The sequence below is a fragment of the Micromonospora sp. NPDC051006 genome, assembly GCF_044456245.1.
Classification (GTDB): Bacteria; Actinomycetota; Actinomycetes; order Mycobacteriales; family Micromonosporaceae; genus Micromonospora.
Map to the genome: position 1 here is coordinate 267,404 of NZ_JBITFP010000001.1, position 21,956 is coordinate 289,359.

A 21,956-nucleotide genomic window follows, 5' to 3' on the forward strand; every position below is an offset into this window, starting at 1 on the left:
CCAAGATGAGACACGTGCGCGCCGTGACTGTGACCCCCGGGGTCGCCGACTCCCTGGAACTGGTCGACGACCATCCGGAGCCGGCGGCCGAGGAGGGCGGGGTCCTCGTCCAGGCCCTGGCCGTCGGAGTCTGCGGCACCGACCACGAGATCGTCGCGGGCGACTACGGCGAGGCGGCGCCCGGCAGGTCGCGCCTGGTGATCGGGCACGAGTCGCTGGGCCGGGTGATGGAGGACCCGACCGGCAGCCTGCAACCGGGCGACCTGGTGGCCGGCATCGTGCGCTACCCGGACCCGGTGCCCTGCCCGAACTGCGCGGTCGGTGAGTGGGACATGTGCCGCAACGGCCAGTACACCGAGCACGGCATCAAGGCGCTGGACGGCTTCGCCCGGGACCGCTGGCGGGTGCCGCCCCGGTTCGCGGTACGGCTGGACCCGGGCCTCGCGCAGGTCGGGATGCTGCTCGAACCGACCAGCGTGGTGGCTAAGGCGTGGGACCACATCGAACGGATCGGGCACCGCGCCGAGTGGCAGCCGCGCAGCGTGCTGGTGACCGGCGCGGGGCCGATCGGCCTGCTCGCCGCGCTGCTCGCCAGTCAGCGCGGGCTGTCCGTGCACGTGCTGGACCTGGCCACCAGCGGACCCAAACCGGAGCTGGTGCACGCGCTGGGTGCGACCTACCACTCGGTGCCGGTCAACGACCTCGACTTCGAGCCGGACGTGGTGCTCGAGTGCACCGGGGCGCCGAAGGTGGTGCTCGACGTGATGTGCAAGGCCGCGCCGACCGGCATCGTCTGCCTCACCGGCGTCTCCAGCGGCGGCCGGTCCATCGACTTCGACGCGGGCGCGCTCAACCGGGCGCTGGTGCTGGAGAACAACGTGGTCTTCGGCTCGGTCAACGCCAACCGGCGGCACTGGGACCTGGCCGCCGAGGCGCTGGCGCGGGCCGACCAGTACTGGCTCAGCTCACTGATCAGCCGCCGGGTGCCGGCTTCGCGGTTCCGGGACGCGTACAGCCCCGCGCCCGACGACATCAAGGTGGTGCTGGACTTCGCCGCCTGACCCGCCAGCCGCCGAGCGGTGGGTGATGGGTCAGATGCCGGGCAGCCGGCCGTTGCGGAACAGGTCCACGAAGAGCTGGTGGTCCTGCCGGGCGCGGACGCCGTACGCGTGGGCGAACTCCACCAGGTGGGTGACGAAGCCCGGCTCGTCCTGGTCGACCACCGCCACGATCGCCTCCTCGGTGGAGTAGTCGACCAGGTCGTGGCTGGACTCGTCGTCGGCCACGGAGTGCATCCGGGCCACCGCCCGACCGAGGTCGGCCAGCACCCCGGCCAGCTCCTCGGGCTCGTTGACGTCCGCCCAGTCCAGGTCGGCGGCGTACGGGGAGACCTCGGCGACCAGTTGCCCGACCCCGTCCAGCTGGGTGAAGCCCAGCCACGGGTCGGCGTGCGCCTGGAGCGCCCGCTGCGACTCGGCCGTCCGGTGCCCCTGGTGCTGGAAGTAGCCGCGGACCGACTGGTCCGGGATGTGCCGGGCGACGGCCGGCACCTGGGCCTGCTTCATGTAGATGACGACGTCGTTCTCCAACGCCTGGGTGTGCCCCTCCAGCAGCAGGTTGTACGACGGCAGCCCGGCCGACCCGATGCCCACGCCCTTGCGCAACACCACGTCCTTGATCCGCGCCTCCACCGGACGCAGCCGCGCCGAGGACGCCGGCAGCGTGCCCAGGTAGCCCTGGAAGGCGGCGAGGACCTTCTCCCGGGTGGCCCCGTCGACCTCGAAGACCCCGTCGCCGACGGAGAACCGCCGCTCGTAGTTGTCGATCGTGGTCTGCGCGGCGAGCAGGTCCACCCGGGTGTTGAGCCGGGCCTGCTGGAGCACCCGGCGCAGCACACCGTCGGCGTTGTCCAGGGTGATCGAGCCGATCGCGTCGTCGCCGCCGGCGGCGATCGCGCGCAGCTCGGTCAGGTAGGAGCGGGCGAAGCCGGTGACCAGCTCGCTGATCACCCGGTCGGAGAGCGCCTTGGCGTAGCCGAGCAGCGCCACGCTCGCCGCCAACCGCCGCAGATCCCAGGTGAACGGCCCGACGTACGCCTCGTCGAAATCGTTGACGTTGAACACCAACTGGCCGGAGGCGTTCATGTAGGTGCCGAAGTTCTCCGCGTGCAGGTCACCGTGGATCCAGACCCGGCTGGTCCGCTCGTCGAGATAGCGGTCGTCGGCGAAGTCGCCGCGCTGGTCGGCGTAGAAGAGCGAGGCGCTGCCCCGGTAGAAGGCGAACGGCGACGCGGCCATCTTGCGGAACTTGCGGCGGAACGCGGCCGGGTCGAGTGACATCGACGCCCCGAACTCGCCGGTCAACACGTCGATGATGTAGGCGGAACGCTCGTCCGCGGAGGTGCTCATGCTGCGCAGGCTAACCCCCACCGGCCAGCGGAGCGCTCGGCCGACCGAGCCGGGCGGACGGTCGGTCCGGCGGGTGTGACCCACCGGACCGACCGCGCCGACCTGACGTACGGCCGAGGGTCAGCGACCGGCCCCCGTCGGCGCCGCCATGATCGGCGCGAGCGGCGCGCCGCTCGCGGTCCCGATTCCGGACTGGGCGGTGGTGTACGGCCGCAGCCCGCAGGTCCGGCTCATGTTGGCCGCGATCGTGGTGGTGGCGCCCGCTGTCACGGCCACCTTGGTGCCGTAGCGACCGCCCGGGGCGTACCAGCAACCCTTCGTCAGGCTCCAGTACTCGACGTACACCTCCTGGGTGCGGTGTCCGCGCACGGCGAACGTCCCGTCCCGGGCGATGTTGGCGTAGGAGGCGCTGGCGATGTCACCGGTGCGGGCGTTGTACGTCCAGACGTAGCCGGCGTCGACCGGGCTCGCGCCGTCGGTGACCTTGCCGGCGAGCACGCCCCCGGTGGCCAGGCGCGCGTCGACCGTGGCCGTCGCGCCGCGGTCGACCTTGGTGAGGGTGGCGGCGAACCGGTCGGCGACGTCGCCGGACCACTGCCAGGCGTACCCGCTGGCGCTGCTCGGTGCGAACTCCACCGGCCAGCGGTACGGGCCCAGGTCGCTGAGGGTGTACTGGCCCTGGGCGTTGGAGCAGTTCGCGCCGAAGCTCGCTCCCTGCCCGGGATGGAAGGCGAACGGGTAGGCGCAGACACCGGAGACCGCCGCGCCGGCGGCGTTACGGATCGTGCCGGTGATCCTGCCCGGCGGGTCGACCCGGATCGGCGGGATGGTGATCGTCTCCTTCGCCCGCAGCGTGACCGGCAGCGCCTCCCGCTGGTCGCCGCTGCCGCCGTTCGCGGTGACCCACTGGGCGCCGTAGCGGGTGGCGGGCGGGTCGAACGGGCCGATCGGCTGGTAGGCGTAGAGCTGCCAGGTGCCCAGCTCGTCGGCCTCGAACGGGCCGGCCTCCAGGTGACCGTCGTCGGCCGAGCAGTACTGCCGCATGTGGGCGGACTGCCCGCCCCACCTCGGCTGGACCAGGTGCGCGCAGATGCCACCGACCGGCTGCCCGCTCGCCGCGTCCAGCACCGTGGTGGCGACCGCCGCACCGGGCCGGAGCTGGTAGGCGACCCTGGTCACCTGACCGCGAACCACGTCGACGGTCGGTTTCGGATCCGCCGGGAAGTACGACGCCCCACCCGAGATGTCCAGCTCCCACGTGCCCGGCCGTACGTCGAGCACGTCGACGATGCCGTTCACGCCGCAGACCGACTCGTCACGGCCGCCGTGGACGTAGACGCAGGGCCGGGGCACGGGCAGGGCGGTCACCGCGTCGGTCACCACGACCTTGACGGTGCCCAACGGCAGCAGCCACTCGTTCACGGTGAGGGTGTCGCCGTCGTTGAGCGTGAAGACCGTGGCCTCCTCCCGGGTCTCCTTGCGCGGCACCCACTGCACACCGCGCTGGTTGTCGTAGACGGAGATGCGGTAGCCGCCGGGGGGCAGATTGCTCAGCTCGTAGGTCCCGGTGACCGAGGTGTAGGCGATGGCCTCGTAGACGTCGCCCTCGCCGTGCACGGTGACGGTGGCCTGGACCGGGGTGCCGTACTGGTCGGTGATCCGGCCGCTGATGCTGCCGGCGCCCCGACCCAACGTGACGTCGCGCTCCACGACGCTGCCCGCCGGAATGCTCACCTTGTCGGCGTTCAGATAGTCGGGAGCGCCGTACCACCACTCGGCGCGGAACCCCTCGGCGTGCACGCGGATCTTGTAGTCGGGCGCCTCCCACGCGCCCGGGATGGTGTAGCGGCCCGACGCGTCGGAGCAGTGCTCCGCGGCGACGTCGGTGGCGGAGGTGTGCAGGGCGAAGCAGGCGTTGCCGACGGGGTTTCCGTCGGAATCGCGGACGACGCCGGTGTAGCCGAAGGTGTCGGCGGCTGCCGGAGCAGCGAAGAGAGTGACTATGGCGAGCGCCGCCAGGAGGGCGGCCCCCGTTGCCCGCATGGTTCTCATGCCAGCAACCTAGCGACAGTCGCCGACATCGAAGACCATCCAGTCGGCTCGCAAGCCGCCGTCGGTCGGTCGGTCCGGCTCAGGACCCGGGCGGACGGACCGGTGGGGCGGTGAGCGACTCGACCGAGCGCGGGGCCGCGCCGTCGCGGGGTGCGGCGTCCACCGGCGCGGCGAGCGCGTCGGGTCGTGCCACGCCGCCGATGCCGGCCTGCTCGGCGGCGATCTTCTCCTGCAGCCGCAGGATGCCGTGCAGCAGCGCCTCCGGCCGGGGTGGGCAGCCGGGCACGTAGACGTCGACCGGAATGAGCTGGTCGACGCCCTTGGTGACCGAGTACGAGTCCCAGTAGGGGCCGCCGCAGTTGGAACAGGCGCCGAACGAGATCACGTACTTCGGCTCGGGCATCTGGTCGTAGAGCCGCTTGATCGCCGGCGCCATCTTGTCGGTGACCGTTCCGGAGACGACCATCAGGTCAGCCTGCCGGGGACCGTGGGCGAACGGGATCACGCCGAGTCGGATGAAGTCGTGCCGGCCCATGCTGGTGGCGATGAACTCGATCGCGCAGCAGGCCAGACCGAAGTTGAACACCCAGAGCGAGTAGCGACGGCCCCAGTTCAGCACGAACCGGATCGGCTCGCCGAGCACTCCCGGCAGCTGCACGATGGCCCCCCTCCTGTCACCCACCCGACAGTCAATCACAGTCGCCGGGCGCAACCCGGGGGGCCGGTGACGACCTTGGCGGGAGACGGCGTGTCGGGAAGCCGCGTCGCGGCCAGGGGGTCCGCGATGGCCACGGGGAGGACGAGTGAGCGTGACGAGAGACGTACGGGCCGGTGGCGCTCCACCGGACCCCCACCCGGACAGGACGTCCGACGGGTCGGAGCTGACCTTCGACGACTTCTACCACGCCCACTTCCGGGGCCTCGTCGTGCAGCTGCGGGCCTACACGGGTGACGTCGGTCAGGCACAGGACCTCGTGCAGGAGGCGTTCTGCCGGGCCTTCGCCCGCTGGGACCAGGTGTCCAGGTACGACGATCCGCTGGCCTGGACCCGGCGGGTGGCCTGGAACCTCGCCCACAACCGCTGGCGACGGCTGCGTACCGCCCGATCGTGGCTGGTGCGGCAGCGGGAGGTTCACGTGGCCGGGCCGAACCCCGACCGGGTGGCGCTGGAGGCCGCCCTGGCGGCACTGCCCGCGAAGCAGCGCCGCGCGGTGATCCTGCACTACCTGGCCGACATGCCGATCGCCGAGATCGCCGCCCAGGAACGGGTGGCCGAGGGAACCGTCAAGTCGTGGCTGCACCGGGGCCGGGCCTCGCTCGCCGCGTCCCTGCGGGAGACGACCGAGGAGGCTCAGGATGTCTGAGCACGAGTCCATCGCACTCGCCGAGCGCTTCGCCCGGTACCGCACCGAGGTGCTGGCCGAGATCGAGCCGCCCGGACCGGCGGCGGTCCGCCGCACCGTACGCCTGCGCCGGCGCCGGACCTTCGGCTCCGCCGTCGCGGCGGCTCTGGCGCTCACGGCCGGTCCGATACTCGGGTACGCGGCCCTGGACGATCCGACGCCCCGGCCCGGCCCGGTCGACCCCACCGCGAGCCCGACGCCCAGCCTGTCGGCGAGCGCGACCGCCAGCCCGTCGGCGTCGCCGGCGGCCAGCAGCGCCAGCCCGACCGGGGCGGCGCCGAACGGTCGGATCAGTCGGGCGCAACTGCTCGCCACGCCGGTGTCACTGCCGGCCTGGCGTCCCGGCCCGAGCTGCCCGGTCAGCGACACCCGACTGGTCGGTGACGCGACCCGGGACAAGACCAACGTGCTGAAGGAAGTCAGCTACGGCGACGTCGACGGTGACGGTGCCACCGAAACGGTCGCGTTGGTGCACTGCCTGCTCGGCACCGGAGGGCCGGAACAGGTCGTCGCGTTCGACCGTGACGCGGCCGGCAAGGTGGTCACCCTGGGCAAGGTGGTGGCCACCGCGCGAGAGACGCCGCAGTGGCTCACCGACGTCGAGGTCCGGCCCGACGGGCTGGTGCGGGTGCAGGTCGCCGACATCGCGCCGGGTGGCGGCTGGCCCGGCGAGTGGTCTCAACGACAGTGGCGCGGCTACCGGTGGCAGGGCGGCTCGTTCGCCCAGGTCTCCGGGCCCACCGCCTTCGGGCCGAATCCGCACGGGATGAACCTGGTCGTCACCGCCACCGACCTGGTGCTCGCCACCGCGACCGACGGATCCCGCGCCGGCACCGTGACCGTGCGGATCCGCAACCAGGGCACCAGCCCGGCCGCCTACGTGGCGCTCCGGCTCGACCTGCCGCCGGAGCTGCGGCCCGACGGCGATGGGTGGACGGTCTGCCGCAACGACCCGGAGACCACCGGGGAGCCGGTGAGCTGCGACCTGAGCAGCCTCAAGGCCGGCGGGGAGATCCGGCTCACCCTGGGCTTCCGGGCGGCCGCGGGAGCCACCGTCGGCAAGGGCAGCGCGGACGTGGACGCCCGACCGATGGACAGCCGCTTCGATTTCGTGGAGGAGGTCTACGACAGCGACAACCTGGTCCGGATCGACTACCGGTGAACGAGGGCCGGCGCGGCGCGCGCACGCCGCGCCGGTCCTACCAGCTGGGTCGTTGCAGCAGGCCGACGAACTCGACCAGCAGCCGCTCCCGCAACGCCGGTGGGGCGGCGTCGAGCAGCGTGTTCACCACGGCCATCCGGCCCGGCACTCCCCCATCGAGGCCCAGGCCGGCGGCGAGGCCGGCGACCAGGTCCGGGGTGAGCGTGTCCGCGGTCAGGGTGCCCGCGAGGGCGCGCAGCTCGGCGGGCAGCTCGACCGGCCCGGCGGCCCGGGCCGCGGTCACCGCGGCGGCCAGGTCCGGGCCGAACTCGGCCACCCGGGGGGCCACCGAGGCGGTGACGGTGAGGTGCACGCTGGCCGGCAGGTCGGCGTACGACAGCTGCGGCTGGGTGTGCCAACCGCGCCCGGCCAGCTCGTCGACCAGCACGAACAGATCCAGGTCGGGATCGGTGCTGGTGAAGCAGACCACGGTGGACTCCGGCTCGGCCATCAGTCGCAGCCCGTCGACGGCGCGTACCGCGGTGGCCAGCCCGGCGACCGCGTCCCGGGTCAGCGACGCCAGCCGCAGGTAGCCGTCGTCGCCGAGGTGGCGCAGGGTGGCGTACGCGGCGGCGATCGGGCCGCCGGAGCGGGTCGAGGCGATGGTCGGGTTGACCATCGTGTACCCGGGCCAGTCGGCGTAGGCGAAGTACTGCGGCGCGCGCAGCGCCGGATCCCGGTGCAGCAGCACCGAGACACCCTTCGGGGCGTACGCATACTTGTGCAGGTCGACCGAGATCGAGGTGACCCCGGGCACGGCGAAGTCGAACGCCGGGACCGGCGTGCCGAGCCGGCGCAGGTAGGGCAGGGTCCAGCCGCCGAAGCAGGCGTCCACGTGACAGCGCACCTCAACCCCCGCGGCGGCCGCGGCGATCTCACCGACCGGGTCGACGACGCCGTGCGCGTACGACGGGGCGGAGCAGGCCACCAGGACGGTCTCCGGCCGGATCGCCGCGGCCATCTCGGCCGGGTCGGGGCGCAGCGTCTCGGCGGAGACCGGCACCACGTCGAGCGCCACCCGCAGGTAGTGCGCGGCCTTGGCGAAGGCGGCGTGCCCGCTGGACGGGACCACGATGCGGGGCGCGGCGATCTCGGGGTGGGCGTCCCGGGCGGCCTTGACCGCCAGGATCAGCGACTCGGTGCCACCGCTGGTGACGCTGCCGACGACGTCCGGGGCGGTGCCGCCCGGGCCGCCGCCGAGCAGCCGGCCGGCCGCGCCGACCAGGGCGTTCTCCATGGCGAGCAGGGACGGAAAGGCGGTCGGGTCGAGCCCGTTGACGTGCGCGCTCGCCGCGTGCGCGGCGGCGGCCAGCTCGTCCAGACCGGGCACCGCCGGGTCGTAGACGTACGCGAAGAGCCGCCCCCCGTGCGTCGGCCGGTCCCCCGCCCGCAGCCCTCGGACCTCGTCGAGCACCCGCTCCGCGGGCACCCCCCGCTCCGGTAACGCGCTCCCACCGTTCGCTTCGTCGATCATGGAGTTATGGTGCCCTTTCCGTGCGGGTCAACGGCTTTCGTCCCCCACCACAACTGCATGATCGACGCGGGCGTTGGGCTGGGTGGCAGCGGCGGCGGCCAGGCGGGCGGGGGTCAGGTCGTAGGGGCGGAGCAGGAGCAGCGCCGCGGCGACCAGGAGGGCGGGCAGGACGGTGAAGCCGAGCAGGATGCCGAGGCGGGCGGTGTCGGACTGGGCGGCGGCGGTGCCGGTGTCGGACGAGACGTAGCCGGTCAACTGGAGCACCAGGCCGTAGATGCCCGGGCCCAGCGCCAGCCCCAAGGTCTCCCCGGCGGTCCAGATCCCGGTGAAGACCCCGGCCTGCCGCCGGCCGGTGCGCGCCTCGTCCCAGGCGATGCAGTCCGGCAGCATCGCGAGCGCGAAGACCTGCTGACCGGCGTACCCGACGCCGATCAACGCGACCACGAGGTAGACCGCCGCCGCCGGCAGCACCGGGGCGGCGATCAGCGCCAGCGCGCCCAGGGCGAAGAGCAGCGAGGCGGCGACCAGCGCGGCGAGCTTGCCCACCCGCGCGCCCACCCGGGTCCAGAGCGGCATCACCAGTAGCGCCGGCCCGACGAAGGAGGCGAAGAGCAGGGTCGCGCCGGTCTGCGGATCGCGCAGGATCTGATCGGCGAAGTAGTTGACCCCGGCGAGGACGGTGGCCACCCCGGCGGACTGCACCACGAAGCAGATCAGCAGCGCCCGGAACGGCCGGTTGCGGCCGGCCACCGCGAGCTGCGCGCGCAGGCTCGGCTCGCTGTCCCGCACCGCGCCCGTCGGGGCGGCCCGGGTGCCGAGGAACGCGCCGACCGCGCCCAGGGCGATCAGCACCGCGACGAAGAGTCCCATCCACCGGTGCCCGGCCAGCCCCTCGCCACCCGCGGTCACCACCACCGGCGCCACCGCACCGGAGATCAGGATGGCCAGCGCCAGCACCGCGATCCGCCACGTCATCAGCCGGGTGCGCTCGGCGTAGTCGTCGGTCAGTTCGGCCGGCATCGCCACGTACGGCACCTGGAAGAAGGCGAACGCCGTGGCGGTGGCGAGGAAGGCGAACGCCGCGTACGCGGCGGCGGCTCCGCCGGCACCGAACGGCGCGGCGAAGATGGCGGCGAAGAGCAGGGCGAGCGCGAGCCCGGCGAAGAGCAGGTACGGGCGGCGGGCTCCCCAACGGGACCGGGTGCGGTCGGAGATCCGGCCGGCCACCGGGTTGACCAGCACGTCCCACGCCTTCGGCAGGAGCACCAGCAGGGCGGCCAGACCGGCGGCCACGCCCAGCGTGTCCGTCAGGTAGGGCAGCAACAGCAGCCCGGGCACGGTGCCGAAGGCGCCGGTGGCCAGCGAACCGAGCGCGTAACCGCCGTGCACCCGACGCGGCAGACCGCCCGGGACGGAAGCCGGCCCAGCCGGCGGCGCGTCCATGGCGCCGAATGTTACTCACGTTATGGCGGCGGTCACACCCCCTCTTCCGGCGACCAGCCGGCCGCCCCGATGTCCACCCCGTCCCCGCGCAACGGCGTCCCCTCGGCGCGTAGCCGGGCCCGGGCCTCCCGCTCGTGCCCCGGCGGCAGCCGGCCGGCGGAGGTGACCACCCGGTGCCAGGGGACCGAGCCGCCGTGCCGGGCCATGATGTTGCCGACCAACCGCGCCGAGGCGCGACCCGAACGCTCGGCCAACGCGTCGGCGACCGCGCCGTAGGACATCACCCGCCCCGGCGGGATCCGGTCGACCAGGTCGAGCACCGCCTCGACGTACTCGTCAGGTGTCACAATCGGCCACCATATGGGAACGCCGCCGGGCGCTGCCGCCCTGACCACGCAGAATGGGCGGGTGCGCGACGCTGTCACGGCGGCCCGACGGGTCGTCGTCAAGATCGGATCCTCCTCGCTGACCACCGCGACCGGCGGGCTGGCCAACGAGCGGGTCGACGCGCTGGTCGACACCCTCGGCGGGCTCGCTGCCGACGGCCGGGAGGTGGTGCTGGTCTCCTCCGGCGCCATCGCGGCCGGTCTGGCCCCGCTGGGTCTGCCCCGGCGCCCGCGCGACCTGGCCACCCAGCAGGCCGCCGCCAGCGTCGGCCAGGGCAAGTTGATCGGCCGGTACGCGGCCAGCTTCGCCCGGCACGGACTGACCGTCGGGCAGGTGCTGCTGACCGTCGACGACGTGACCCGGCGCGCGCACTACCGCAACGCGTACCGCACCCTGCGCAAGCTGCTCGACCTGCGGGCGGTGCCGATCGTCAACGAGAACGACACGGTGGCCACCGAGGAGATCCGGTTCGGCGACAACGACCGGCTGGCCGCGCTGGTCGCCGCGCTCGTCCACGCCGACCTGCTGGTGCTCCTCTCCGACGTGGACGCGCTCTGGACCGGCGACCCGGCCCGGCCGGGCTCCACCCGGATCACCGAGGTCCGCGACGAGCAGGATCTCGCGGGCGTCACCATCGGCGGGACCGGCCGCTCCGGGGTCGGCACCGGCGGCATGGTCACCAAGGTCGAGGCGGCCCGGATCGCGACCGGCTTCGGCATCCCGGTGGTGCTCACCGCGGCCCCGCTGGCCGGCCCGGTGCTGGCCGGCGAACCGGTCGGCACCCTCTTCCACCCGCAGCGGCAACGCCCCGCCGCGCGGCTGTTCTGGCTCGCGCACGCCACCGCGCCCCGGGGCCGGCTGCACCTCGACCCGGGCGCGGTCGCCGCGGTGGTCGGGCGGCGCAAGTCGCTGCTGCCGGCCGGCATCACCGCGGTCGACGGCGCGTTCACCGCCGGCGATCCCGTGGACCTGGTCGACGCCGAAGGCGCGCCGGTGGCCCGGGGGCTGGTCAACTACGACGCGGTGGAGCTGCCCGGGCTGCTCGGTCGCTCCACGTCGGAACTCGCCGCGGCGCTCGGCCCGGCGTACGAACGGGAGGTCGTCCACCGCGACGACCTGGTGCTGCTGTGATCGGGGCCGCGGGTGCCCCGCCCAACACTGGAGGAGTGCCGGCGTGACCGTGACCGAACAGGCGCGACGGGCCCGCGAGGCGGCGAACGCGCTGGCCGTGGCGACCCGTACGACAAAGGACGCCGCGCTGGCCGCGATGGCCGACACGCTGGTGGCGCGTACCCCGGAGATCCTGACCGCGAACGCGGCGGACCTGGCGGCCGGCCGGGAGGCCGGGCTGAGCGCGGCCGTGCTGGACCGGCTCGCTCTCGACGAGGGCCGGGTGGCCGGCATCGCCGACGCACTGCGACAGATGGCCGCGCTGCCCGACCCGGTGGGTGAGGTGGTCCGCGGCTCGACCCTGCCCAACGGGCTGGAGCTGCGCCAGATCCGGGTGCCGTTCGGCGTGGTCGGCATCATCTACGAGGCCCGCCCCAACGTGACCGTCGACGCCGCCGGGATCTGCCTGAAGTCGGGCAACGCGGCACTGCTGCGCGGTTCCTCCTCCGCCGCTCACTCCAACGCCGCGCTGGTCGTGGTGCTGCGCGACGCGATCGCCGGCGCCGGGCTGCCGGCCGACGCGGTGCAGCTGCTCGACGCCACCTCCCGGGAGTCGGTCAAGGAGCTGATGCGCGCCCGCGGCCTGGTCGACGTGCTGATCCCGCGCGGCGGCGCGTCGCTGATCCGCACCGTGGTCGAGGAGTCCACCGTGCCGGTGATCGAGACCGGCGTGGGCAACTGCCACGTCTACGTGGACGCCGCCGCCGACCTGGCGAAGGCCGTCGCGATCACGCTGAACGCCAAGACCCAGCGCCTCTCCACCTGCAACACCGCCGAGTCGCTGCTGGTGCACGCGCGGGTCGCCGACGCCTTCCTGCCCCCGGTGCTGGCCGCCTTCGCCGAGGCGGGGGTGAGCGTGCACGGCGACGAGCGGGTCGCCGCGCACTCCGCGGCGGTCGTGCCGGCCACCGACGAGGACTTCGCCACCGAGTACCTCTCCGCCGACATCTCGGTCGCCGTGGTCGACTCGCTCGACGCGGCGGTCGCGCACATCCGGCGCTACGGCACCGGCCACACCGAAGCGATCGTCACCGACTCGGCCACCGCGGCCCGGGAGTTCGTGGCCCGAGTGGACGCGGCGGCCGTGATGGTCAACGCCTCCACCCGGTTCACCGACGGCGGCGAGTTCGGCTTCGGCGCCGAGATCGGCATCTCCACCCAGAAGCTGCACGCCCGCGGCCCGATGGGGCTGCCCGAGCTGACCAGCACCAAGTACGTGGTGACCGGCGACGGCCACCTGCGCTAGCCTGCGCCGGATGGACGCTCGGGACGACACCGCCGCGCTGGCCCGGATCGAACGGAAGCTGGCGCTGCTGCGCGGGCTGGCGGCCGAGCACGACTCCGGGGTGGTCATCGGGGCGCCCGAGCCCTTGCCGCCGCTGCCCGACCTGCCCGGGGTCACCGAGGTGCTCAGCCTGTTCAGCTGGCTGGAGGGGGACAACTTCCGGTTCTTCCCGCCGACGGAGGTCCGCAGCCCGGCGGCGTGGGCGGCGGACGTCGTCAACCCGAACGACCCGATGGGCAGCCCTCTGACCCTCGGGGCGGAGCTACGCAGTATCCCGCCGCGGCTGCGCGCCGAGATCGCCGGCGGCGGCTCGATCTATCTGGACCGGACGGACCTCGACGTCTACTGGATGGAGCCGGACGACTACGTCCACCAGTACAAGCACCCGGACGAGGACGTGCCCTTCGCCGTCATCGCGCCCGACACCGCCACCTTCTTCGACCAGCATGTGCTCGGCCCGGGCTACCCGGAGCTGGTGGCGACCGTCCTCGGGCCGGGCGTACGCGACGAGCGGCTGCGTCGGGGACGGAACGCCGGCGGGTACGCCGACAACTGGCGGCGGCTGCTGATCGACGCCGGCCTGTCCGACTGACCGCAATTCACGCGGCGGGCGGTCAGCCTGACCGTCGCCCAGCCGGCCGGCGACGGCCGACCGGGGTCCTCAGCCGGGAGCCGCCGCTCGTGCGGCGGGCGGCTCAGCGGCAGCCGCGGATGGCGGCCAGGGTGGTGTGCACGTCGAACTGGTGCCCGTCGTCGCTCTCCCACCCACCGTCGCTGCGCTGCGTCTCGGCCAGCCGGCGGTGGGCGGCCAGCATCGTCGGGTGGGTGCCGTCGAGGTCCACCCGGCGCAGCGTCGCGGCCAGCCAGGCGGCGTCCGCCGCGGACATCCCGGGCAGCCGGCTGGCGAGCGCCACCAGGATCCGCGCCGACTCGTCGTAGCGATGCTGCCCGTGGAAGACGGCCGCGCTCAGCCACCCCGCCGCCAGGTACGACGGCCAACTGCCGTCCGGGCCCAACTGCCCGGCGAGCGCCTCCGCCGCGCCGTGCACCACACCGGCGTACGCCCCGCCCACCCGGCTGTCGAGCGGGCCGCCGGCGCGGGCGTCCCGGCCGGCGACCGCGAGCCAGTAGCCGGCGTTCGCGGTGAGGAAGAAGCGGGCTTCCGGGTCGCCGGGCCGGGCCCAGGACGGGGCCACGCCGGCCAGCGACTCGTCCTCCTCCCAGCCGCCGTCGGCGAGCTGCCGGGCGGCCAGCCAGTCCAGCGCCTTGCGGGCGGCGGGCCGACCGAGCGCGCCGAGGTCGTCGAGCTCGGCCAGCCGGAAGCAGGTGGCGTCCACCGAGGCGACGTCGCCGTCCAGGGTCGCCGGCCACCCGCCGTCGGGCGACTGCCCGGCCTCGGCCACGTCGAGCAGCTCCGGCGGCGTCGGCGCGCCGGTACGGAGCCGGGAGAGGCGGGCACGCTCCACCGCATCTCCGTGAGCCACGACGAAGCCGATCGCGGCGTCCAAGTCGACCACGGCGGACACGCTACCGGCGCAAACGCGATTTCGCCTCGGTAGCTCGGCCGAGGTCACACCGCCCACCCCGGGTACGCGAAGGGGCCCTTCCGGTGCCGGAAGGACCCCTTCGACGTGACAGTCAGTACGCGGGCAGCGCCGGGTCGACCTGCTTGATCCAGGAGAGCACGCCGCCCTGCACGTGCACCGCGTCCCGGAACCCGGCCGCCTTGAGCGCGGCCAGCGCCTCCGCGGAACGCACGCCGGACTTGCAGTGCAGCACGATCTGCCGGTCCTGCGGCAGCCGGGCGAGCGCGTCGCCGGAGAGGATGTCGCCCTTCGGGATCAGCGTGGAGCCGGGGATCCGGACGATGTCGTACTCGGCCGGCTCCCGCACGTCGACCAGGAAGATGTCCTTGCCGGCGTCCTGCCACTCCTTGAGCTCGAGCGCGGTGATGGTCGCGTCGACCGTCGCCTCCTGCGCCTCGACCGAGACCGCCCCGCAGAAGTCCTCGTAGTCCTCCAGCAGGTCGGTGACGGTGGGGTTCTCGCCGCAGAGCGCGCAGTTCGGGTCCTTCCGAACCTTGATCTTGCGGTACGACATCTCCAGGGCGTCGTAGACCATCAGCCCGCCGACCAGCGGCTCACCGATCCCGGTGAGCAGCTTGATCGCCTCGGTGACCTGGATCGCGCCGATCGAGGCGCAGAGCACACCGAGCACGCCGCCCTCGGCGCAGGAGGGGACCATGCCGGGCGGCGGGGGCTCCGGGTAGAGGCAGCGGTAGCAGGGGCCGTGCTCGGCCCAGAACACCGACGCCTGGCCGTCGAACCGGTAGATCGAGCCCCAGACGTACGGCTTGCCGAGCAGCACCGCCGCGTCGTTCACCATGTAGCGGGTGGCGAAGTTGTCGGTGCCGTCGACGATCAGGTCGTACTGGGCGAAGATCTCGCGGACGTTCTCCCGGTCCAGCGCGGTGTTGTGGATCTCCACGTTGACCAGCGGGTTGATCTCGCGGATGCTCGCGGCGGCCGACTCGGCCTTCGAGCGCCCGATGTCGGAGACACCGTGGATGATCTGGCGCTGGAGGTTGGACTCGTCGACGGTGTCGAAGTCGATGATGCCGAGGGTGCCGACCCCGGCCGCGGCGAGGTACATCAGGGCCGGCGAGCCCAGGCCGCCGGCGCCGACACAGAGCACCCGGGCGTTCTTCAGCCGCTTCTGCCCCTCGACCCCGACATCCGGGATGATCAGGTGGCGTGAGTAGCGGCGGATCTCGTCTACGGTCAGCTCGGCGGCGGGCTCGACGAGCGGGGGCAACGACACGGTGGACTCCCCGGGATCGGCGGTCTAAACCGGGCCATTGTCGCTCGGCGGGGGCCCGGTCGGCCATGAGGGAGGACACGTAGCCCGGCATCCGGGACCGGGAATAAAGCCAACCACCGATGCCTGGATCCAGCGCGGCGTGGACCGGTGGGTCAGGGCACGATCTCGCCCGCGTACCGGCGGCCGTCGAGGTAGGGCCAGGCGTTGGCGAGGCAGCCGTCCAGGCCGTACGTCTGCTGCTGCATGACCGGCGCCGGCTGGCCCGGTCCCGGGCAGGCCTCGTGCCCCTCGTCGAACTCGTGCCCGACCTCGTGGTTGATCACGTACGTCCGGTAGACCGAGAGGGGGGCGCCGTAGTCGGGGACCGCCTCCATCCAGCGGGCCAAATTGATGATCACCTGGCCGGGCAGTCGGCAGGACGTGTAGCCCTCGGTGCTCAGCCCACCCTCGGCGCACATCCGCTCGGAGGTCACCGGGGTGGCCAGGTAGACGGTGAAGTCGGCGGCGGCCACCTCGGCGACCCGCTGCACCCGCAGCTCCCCCGAGGCGATCCAGCTGCGCGGGTCGCCCAGCGTCTCGTCCACGGTCGCCGCGAACGCGTCGGCGTCCTGGCCGGTGCCCTGCTCGACGACGACCCGGTAGCGGCGCAGCGGGCCGTCCTCGCCCCGCACCTCGGTGCGGCCCTCGGCGACGGCGAACCGGCCCGCGCCCACCGAGGGGACGACGTGCGGCGCGGCGTGCGCCCCGACCCCCTGGGGGAGCCGGACCTGGCCGGCGGGGGCCGGCGGCGGGGCACCGGTCCGGGCCACGGCCACCCCGACGGCCGCCGCCAGGACCAGCACCAGGGTGAGCAGCAGGGTGCGACGGCGACGCCGGTACATCCGGACCAGCGCGGCGCGCCGGCGCGGACTGGGCGGGCCGGTACGGCCAGGCGGGCCGTAAGGGGACGACGACGTCATGAATCCCAGCGTGCCAGATTAAACGGGCATTTCCCCGCTTTTAACGCCAATGCCGCCGCAATTGCGAAGCATCCTCTTCGCCATAACGGGCATGAATCGCCAAATAGACGACAAAGAGGGCAAAGGGTCAGATCACAGCGGTGGGCCGGCGTAGCGGCGACCGTTCCGGTATGGCCACGGGTTGGCCACGCAACCGTTCAGGAAAAGGGTCTGCTGCATCATCACCGGCGCCGGCCGGCCGCTGCCGGGGCAGCGCTCGTGACGGTGCCCCAACTGGTGCCCGACCTCATGGTTGACCACGTACGTCCGGTACACCGACAACGGGATCCGCGCCTGGACGAAGTGCGGGACGGAGAGCCGCCAACGGTCCAGGTTGATGATCACCTTGCCCGGCGCCCGGCAGGAGGTGTACGGACGACCGTTGATCCGGATGTCGACGCCACCTCTGGCGCACATCTGCCCCGCCGTGCGAGCCGTCGCCAGATAGACCGTGAAGTGCGCGTCGGCGTCACCCGGCACCTGACGCAACCGCAGCCGGCGGCTGTCCACCCAGCTGCCCGGCCCGGTCAGCGCGACCTGCACCGCCTGCCCGAACTCGGTGGCGTCCTCGCCGCTGCCCGACTCGATCGCGACCCGGTAGCGCTGCACCTGCCCGGCCTCGCCCAGCACCGGCCCGGTGCGCTCGTCGTAGCCGAACCGCCCGGGGCCGGCCGACGGGAACGACCCGGACAGCTGGAACACCGGCCGTGGCGGGGTCGACGGCGACGGGGTGGGCGACGGCGGGGCGGCCGGTGCCAGTGGCGCGGCCACCAGCGGCAACGCCTCCTCGCGGACCTCCCGGGCCGGTTCGACCTCCGGATGTTCGGCGGCCACCGTCACCGCCGCCCCGACGGCCAGCAGCGCCGCGGCGAGCAGCGCGAGCGACTGGAGCAGCTTGCCCCGGCGGCGCCGCGGTCGGGCACCGGAGCGCGATCCGCCCGGCCCGGCGGGGTGGCCCGGTGGCCCGCCCCGCCGGACCGAGGTAGCCACGTTCGGCGGCTCGCCCGGCCCACGCGGCACCGGGGCGTTCGGGGACTCGCGCGGCCCACGCGACACCGGGGCGTTCGGGGACTCGCCCGGCCCATGCGGCGCGGCTCGCCCGGAGGCCGGACGGGCGGCGGCGAGCGGTTGGCCGACCGGGCGACGGGCGGCCGGCGGGACCGGATCGGCCGCGCGGCGTGGCGGTGAGCTGGGCATCCGGCTCAGCCTGCCAGATCAGACCGGCGCGCGGACTCCTCCGTTTCGGCGAGCAGAGCCAGCACCGCACGGGCCACCAGCCGGGGCACCTCGAGCTGCGCCACGTGGCCGACGCCGTCGAGCATGAGCAGCCGACTGTCCGGGATCACCCGGGCGGTCTGCGGCGCGACCCGGACGTCCACCAACCGGTCCTGGCGGCCCCCGACGACCAGGGTCGGCGCCCGCACCGCCCGGGCCAGCCGCCACATCGACCCCGGTCCGGGCAGGTACGACCGCAGGAAGCTGGAGACCAAGCCACGGAACGTGCGGACGTACGCGGCCGCGTAGTGCTCGGCCTGGTAGCGGACCAGGATCTCCGCCACCGCCTCCTGCCGGCGCTGTTCACAGATCCGGCTGACGTCGGCGACACAGGCCTCCAGCACCTGCTGGGCCATCACCTCGGGGGCGAGCTGGGTCAGGTGCCGGGCGGCGAGGCGCTCCGCCCCGGGCAGGGCGAGCAGCGGCAGCATCCGCCCCTGCAACGAGCGTCGGAAGTCGAGGAAGGGCAGCGCCGGGGAGACCAGGGTCAGCGTCCGCACCAGATCGGGGCGCAGGCCAGCCACCTGCACGCAGATCGCCCCGCCGAGAGAGTTGCCGAACAGGTGCACCGGCCCACGGTCGGAGTGCTCGATCCACCGGGCCACCCGCTCGGCGAAGGACGGGATGGTGTAGCGGCGACCAGGCTCGCTGCGACCGAAACCGGGCAGGTCGATCGCCTGGCCGTCCAGCCGGTCGGCGAGCAACCCGGCCAGGTCGGTCCAGTTCTGCGACGAACCGCCCAGGCCGTGGACGTAGAGGGCCGGCTCCGCGTCCGGGCCGGTGGCCGGGGTGTCACGGACGTAGGTGACCACGCCGTCGAGGCGGACCGCCCGCCCCGGCCACGGCGGCGGGACCTGGTGATCTGGAAGGCGGGACTCCGGGCAGAGACTGGCGCGCTTCATCGCTTCAGTCTCCCCCGGAATGCTCAAGCCAGCAGGGCCTCCAGCCGACGGTTGACCGCCGCCAGGGTGGCCCGGACGACCGCCTGGCGCGGATCGCCGGCCACCAGCGCCGACCCGGCGAGCTGCTCGACCCATCCGTCGCAGACCAGCAGCACGACCACCGTGGCCACCTCGCAGTTGCCGAACGGCACCACCGCGGCGTGCTCGACGAAACAGCGCCCGCCTTCGGCCTTGCCCGGCCCGCGCAGCAGCTCGTCCACCGCCGCCGCGGCGGCCACCGCGCAGAGCCGCAGGACGTACCCGTCGACTGCCGGCCCGGTGGCGTAGCCGGCGGCGCTCTCGTCGGCGGCGTTGAGGCGTACCTCGACGGTGGCGTCCAGCCCGAAGGTGCTGACCTGGACGTGGTCGATCACGACCCGGGGACCGGGCACCCCGCCGGTGTCCAGCGGTCGGGACGGCGCGCTCTCCGTGCTGGTCAGCTGCCCCCCGGAGTACGACGCCCCGATGGTCGCCGGGCTACCGGTGGCCATGCCGACCGGTGCGGCGGCGCCGGGCGTCTCCTCCACCGTGGCCCGACCTCGCGGCGACCCGGGCTGCCGGCGGCGGCGCGGCGTCTCCGGCTCGGCGCGCGGTGGCCGGCCGGCCTCCACCACGGCGGGAGCCTCCCCGGCCGACGGCGTGGCCTCGACGGCCGGCGCCTCGGCGGTCCGCCGACCGGCCGGGCTGCCCGCCACCGCGCGGCCCTCGACGCGGCGTTCGGCCACCCGGCCTTCGCCGCGCCGCTCACCCGCCTGGGGTGGGGCGGGCGGCTCGGCACCACGTCGGCGGACCGGTGGTGGTGGCTGCGGCGGAACTCCCGGCACGTCCTGCGGGGCGGCGGCGAGCCCCATCCGCTCCTGGAGCAGGCGAGCGACCTGCCGGCTCACCTCGGCCGGATCGGCGCCGTCGGACAGGTCGAGACGGAGGCTGTGGGCGCCCGCCGGGGTGCGTCGCAGCGACGCGTCACGGACGCCGGCCACCTCGCGTACGGCGCCGAGGATCGCGTTGACGTCGAAGCCTTCGGGCCGCTCCTGGGGTGGGGCGGGCTCGTCGTCGCGACGCAGGTGGGTAGCGATGCGGGCGAGTTCCGGGGTCTCGGCGGGTGGCTCCACGGCTGGCGGCTCCGGCACGACGGGCACGTCCGGCTCGGCAGGGACGCGCTGCGGCAGCACCGCCGCCGTCGGGTCCGGCCGGCGCTCGTCGGCCGGCTCGGCCGCGGCTACCGGTTCGGGGGCGGATCGGCGGGCCGCATAGGGCGGGGCGCTCGTCGAGGCGGGCGCGTACGAAGGACGGTTGCGCCCGGCCGCGCTCGTGGCGGCGGCCCGGGCGGGGCCGGTCGGGGCCGGCGGTTCGCCGGGCAGGCTCGGTGTGCGCGGGCCGGCCCCCGGATCGCGGGGCGCGGCCGGCAGGGTGGCGTTCGGTGGGACCGGCGGCTCGGCCGGGTCGCCGCCCTCCGGCCGGAGGCGGAACGGTCGCGCGGCGCGGAGTTCCGCGACGTCCGGGGCGTCGTCGGCGGCGGGCACGTCGACGGCGGCCGGCGGAGCGTCCGTCGGGCCCGCACCACCCGCCCAGGACGGCCGGTCGGGCGGCGCGGACCACACACCACCCGGGCCACCCGCCCAGGACGGCCGCTGCACGGCCGCCGGCGGTGCGCTGGACGGCGCCGGTGGGGCGCTGCTCGGCGGGGCGGGTGGGGCGCTGGACGGCGGGGCGGGCGGGGCGCTGCTCGGCGTCGTACCGCTCGGCGGGGCGGAGGCCCAGGACGGTCGCTCGGGCAGGGGTTCGGACGGCGGCCGCACGGCCGGGCGCTCAGTGGCCCAGGACGGCCGTTCCACGGCGGCGGGCGGTGCGCTCGCCGGCTCCGGCGGGGCACTGCTCGGCGCGGCCGCCGGACGCCCACCGGCCCAGGCCGGCCGCTCTCCTGGCGTGCGCCGGTCGGCCTCGGCGGCGTACCCGGGCTCCGCCTCGGGACGGGTGACCTCGTAGGGCCGGGCGGTCTCGGCGCGCACCGGCTCGTACGGCTGGCCGGGCTCGGCCCGCACCGGCTCGTACGGCTGCTGCGGCTCGGCGGCCCAGGCGGGCGTTCCCTCCTCGCGGGCCCGGCGGCCCGCCGGCTCCTCGGCCTCCCGGGCCCGGCGCCCGGCCGGCTCGTCGTGCTCGTGGACCCGGCGCGCGGCCGGCTCCTCGCCCTCGTGGCCCGGACGCCGGGTCGGCTCGTCGCCCTGGCGCGACCACGGCGGAGCCCAGCCCGCGCCCCAGCTCGGCCGGTTCCAGCTCGGCCCGGACCAGTCCGGTTCGCTGGCTGGTGGCTCGGTGGCAGCAGGCGGCTCGGCGGCAGCCCGTGGCTGCGCCGGGCGGCGCTCCCCGCCGGGCGGGTAGGCGTCGCCCCAGCCGCGCGGCTCCGCCGCCTCGTCACCGGCGGAGCGCTCGGCGGTGGGCGCGTGGAAGCCCGGTGGCACCTCGAAACCGGAGGCGGACGTGCCGACCGGCGGAACCTGGACGGCGGGTGGCGCCGAGGTCGGCGGCCCGGTCTCGGCCCAGCGCGGCGGCCGGGGCAACTGCTGCTCGTCCGAGGAGTGCCGGGCGGGGCCGGTCTCCGGCTCGCTGAGCCGGGGCGGCTGCTCGACCGCCGGTGCGGGACGCTGCGCGGGGACCACCAGCCGATCGGCGCCCGGCTCGCGGCGGTCGTCGCCGGGCAGCCCGGGTGGGGCGCTCACCGGCGTCTGCCGGCCGGCCGGCTGCTCGGCGACGTGTCCCACCCCGTTGGTGCGGTGGCCGTTGACGCGGGCCGGGGGCTCGGTGTCGCCGGGATGGCCGGGCAGCGGCGCCGGCAGATCACCGTGGCGGGGCGAGGAGGCCGCCCAGCCGAAGGCCGGGTCGGGTTGCCAGCGCGGCGCGGCCTCCCGGGAGGACACACCCTCGCCGGGGCCGGACCAACCAGCCGCCTGGGGCGCCCATCCGCCGCCGGAACGGTTCGGATCGTCCTGCTGACCCGTCCCGTCGCCGTGCTCGCCGGGGGTGGCGGCACCGGGTTGCCCTGCTTCACTCACCGCGCGCTCCTTGGTTGCCCCCGCTGAGGCTACCGTGTGGTGACAGTGG

At 74.5% G+C, this 21,956-nt stretch carries 18 protein-coding genes; 6 read left to right on the forward strand and 12 right to left on the reverse strand.

Annotated features, from left to right (window positions below):
• Positions 1-14 precede the first annotated feature (14 nt).
• Complete coding sequence (locus ACIBBA_RS01285) at positions 15-1,061, forward strand: glucose 1-dehydrogenase (protein WP_396692635.1); 1,047 nt, start codon at positions 15-17, stop codon at positions 1,059-1,061.
• A gap of 30 nt (positions 1,062-1,091) precedes the next feature.
• Here the strand turns inward: ACIBBA_RS01285 and ACIBBA_RS01290 are convergent, their stop codons facing one another.
• The 3 genes from ACIBBA_RS01290 to ACIBBA_RS01300 form a co-directional block, all read right to left on the reverse strand.
• Entirely contained in the window at positions 1,092-2,408 is a 1,317-nt protein-coding gene (locus ACIBBA_RS01290) for a DUF2252 domain-containing protein (protein ID WP_396692637.1), read from the reverse strand.
• 120 nt (positions 2,409-2,528) lie between these two features.
• The gene (locus ACIBBA_RS01295; RefSeq protein WP_396692639.1) at positions 2,529-4,460 is read right to left on the reverse strand and encodes a hypothetical protein; all 1,932 of its coding nucleotides are present in this window, start codon (positions 4,458-4,460) and stop codon (positions 2,529-2,531) included.
• A gap of 79 nt (positions 4,461-4,539) precedes the next feature.
• On the reverse strand, positions 4,540-5,118 hold the full coding sequence (locus ACIBBA_RS01300) for an NADH-quinone oxidoreductase subunit B family protein (RefSeq protein WP_350875520.1): 579 nt from the start codon (positions 5,116-5,118) through the stop codon (positions 4,540-4,542).
• 145 nt (positions 5,119-5,263) lie between these two features.
• On the opposite strand from ACIBBA_RS01300, the gene ACIBBA_RS01305 reads away from it, so the two are divergent.
• The gene (locus tag ACIBBA_RS01305) at positions 5,264-5,824 is read left to right on the forward strand and encodes an RNA polymerase sigma factor (RefSeq protein ID WP_396692642.1); all 561 of its coding nucleotides are present in this window, start codon (positions 5,264-5,266) and stop codon (positions 5,822-5,824) included.
• Complete coding sequence (locus ACIBBA_RS01310; RefSeq protein WP_396692644.1) at positions 5,817-7,025, forward strand: hypothetical protein; 1,209 nt, start codon at positions 5,817-5,819, stop codon at positions 7,023-7,025. The genes ACIBBA_RS01305 and ACIBBA_RS01310 overlap by 8 nt, the downstream gene beginning before the upstream one ends.
• A 37-nt stretch (positions 7,026-7,062) precedes the next feature.
• Here ACIBBA_RS01310 and ACIBBA_RS01315 read toward each other — a convergent pair whose 3' ends face one another.
• The 3 genes from ACIBBA_RS01315 to ACIBBA_RS01325 are packed head-to-tail and all read right to left on the reverse strand — an operon-like array spanning position 7,063 to position 10,328.
• Positions 7,063-8,538, reverse strand: coding sequence for a pyridoxal phosphate-dependent decarboxylase family protein (locus ACIBBA_RS01315; protein WP_396692646.1), 1,476 nt, complete (start codon positions 8,536-8,538; stop codon positions 7,063-7,065).
• 27 nt (positions 8,539-8,565) lie between these two features.
• Positions 8,566-9,981, reverse strand: a complete 1,416-nt coding sequence (locus tag ACIBBA_RS01320; RefSeq protein ID WP_396692648.1) for an MFS transporter — start codon at positions 9,979-9,981, stop codon at positions 8,566-8,568.
• 32 nt (positions 9,982-10,013) lie between these two features.
• Entirely contained in the window at positions 10,014-10,328 is a 315-nt protein-coding gene (locus ACIBBA_RS01325; protein WP_396692650.1) for an MGMT family protein, read from the reverse strand.
• A 13-nt stretch (positions 10,329-10,341) separates the two neighbouring features.
• Between ACIBBA_RS01325 and proB the strand changes: the two genes are divergently transcribed.
• Genes proB through ACIBBA_RS01340 form a run of 3 tightly spaced genes read left to right on the forward strand, consistent with a single transcriptional unit; the run spans position 10,342 to position 13,415 of the window.
• Positions 10,342-11,499: a glutamate 5-kinase gene (gene proB / locus ACIBBA_RS01330; RefSeq protein ID WP_396692652.1), complete on the forward strand. Its 1,158-nt coding sequence runs from the start codon at positions 10,342-10,344 to the stop codon at positions 11,497-11,499.
• Positions 11,500-11,542: 43 nt separating this feature from the next.
• On the forward strand, positions 11,543-12,784 hold the full coding sequence (locus ACIBBA_RS01335; protein ID WP_396692654.1) for a glutamate-5-semialdehyde dehydrogenase: 1,242 nt from the start codon (positions 11,543-11,545) through the stop codon (positions 12,782-12,784).
• 10 nt (positions 12,785-12,794) lie between these two features.
• Entirely contained in the window at positions 12,795-13,415 is a 621-nt protein-coding gene (locus ACIBBA_RS01340) for a hypothetical protein (protein ID WP_396692656.1), read from the forward strand.
• 103 nt (positions 13,416-13,518) lie between these two features.
• Here ACIBBA_RS01340 and ACIBBA_RS01345 read toward each other — a convergent pair whose 3' ends face one another.
• The 6 genes from ACIBBA_RS01345 to ACIBBA_RS01370 all read right to left on the reverse strand — a co-directional run bounded on the left by ACIBBA_RS01345 (position 13,519) and on the right by ACIBBA_RS01370 (position 21,907).
• On the reverse strand, positions 13,519-14,397 hold the full coding sequence (locus ACIBBA_RS01345; protein WP_396693402.1) for a prenyltransferase/squalene oxidase repeat-containing protein: 879 nt from the start codon (positions 14,395-14,397) through the stop codon (positions 13,519-13,521).
• A gap of 64 nt (positions 14,398-14,461) precedes the next feature.
• Positions 14,462-15,643, reverse strand: coding sequence for an adenylyltransferase/sulfurtransferase MoeZ (gene moeZ / locus ACIBBA_RS01350; RefSeq protein ID WP_357056419.1), 1,182 nt, complete (start codon positions 15,641-15,643; stop codon positions 14,462-14,464).
• A 152-nt stretch (positions 15,644-15,795) separates the two neighbouring features.
• Positions 15,796-16,602, reverse strand: a complete 807-nt coding sequence (locus ACIBBA_RS01355) for a DUF3152 domain-containing protein (protein WP_396692659.1) — start codon at positions 16,600-16,602, stop codon at positions 15,796-15,798.
• 132 nt (positions 16,603-16,734) lie between these two features.
• Positions 16,735-17,631: a DUF3152 domain-containing protein gene (locus ACIBBA_RS01360; protein ID WP_396692661.1), complete on the reverse strand. Its 897-nt coding sequence runs from the start codon at positions 17,629-17,631 to the stop codon at positions 16,735-16,737.
• A 212-nt stretch (positions 17,632-17,843) separates the two neighbouring features.
• Positions 17,844-18,818 (reverse strand): alpha/beta fold hydrolase, encoded by a 975-nt coding sequence (locus tag ACIBBA_RS01365; protein ID WP_396692663.1) that lies wholly within the window; start codon positions 18,816-18,818, stop codon positions 17,844-17,846.
• A 23-nt stretch (positions 18,819-18,841) separates the two neighbouring features.
• Positions 18,842-21,907, reverse strand: coding sequence for a hypothetical protein (locus ACIBBA_RS01370; protein ID WP_396692665.1), 3,066 nt, complete (start codon positions 21,905-21,907; stop codon positions 18,842-18,844).
• Between the last annotated feature and the right edge of the window lie 49 nt (positions 21,908-21,956).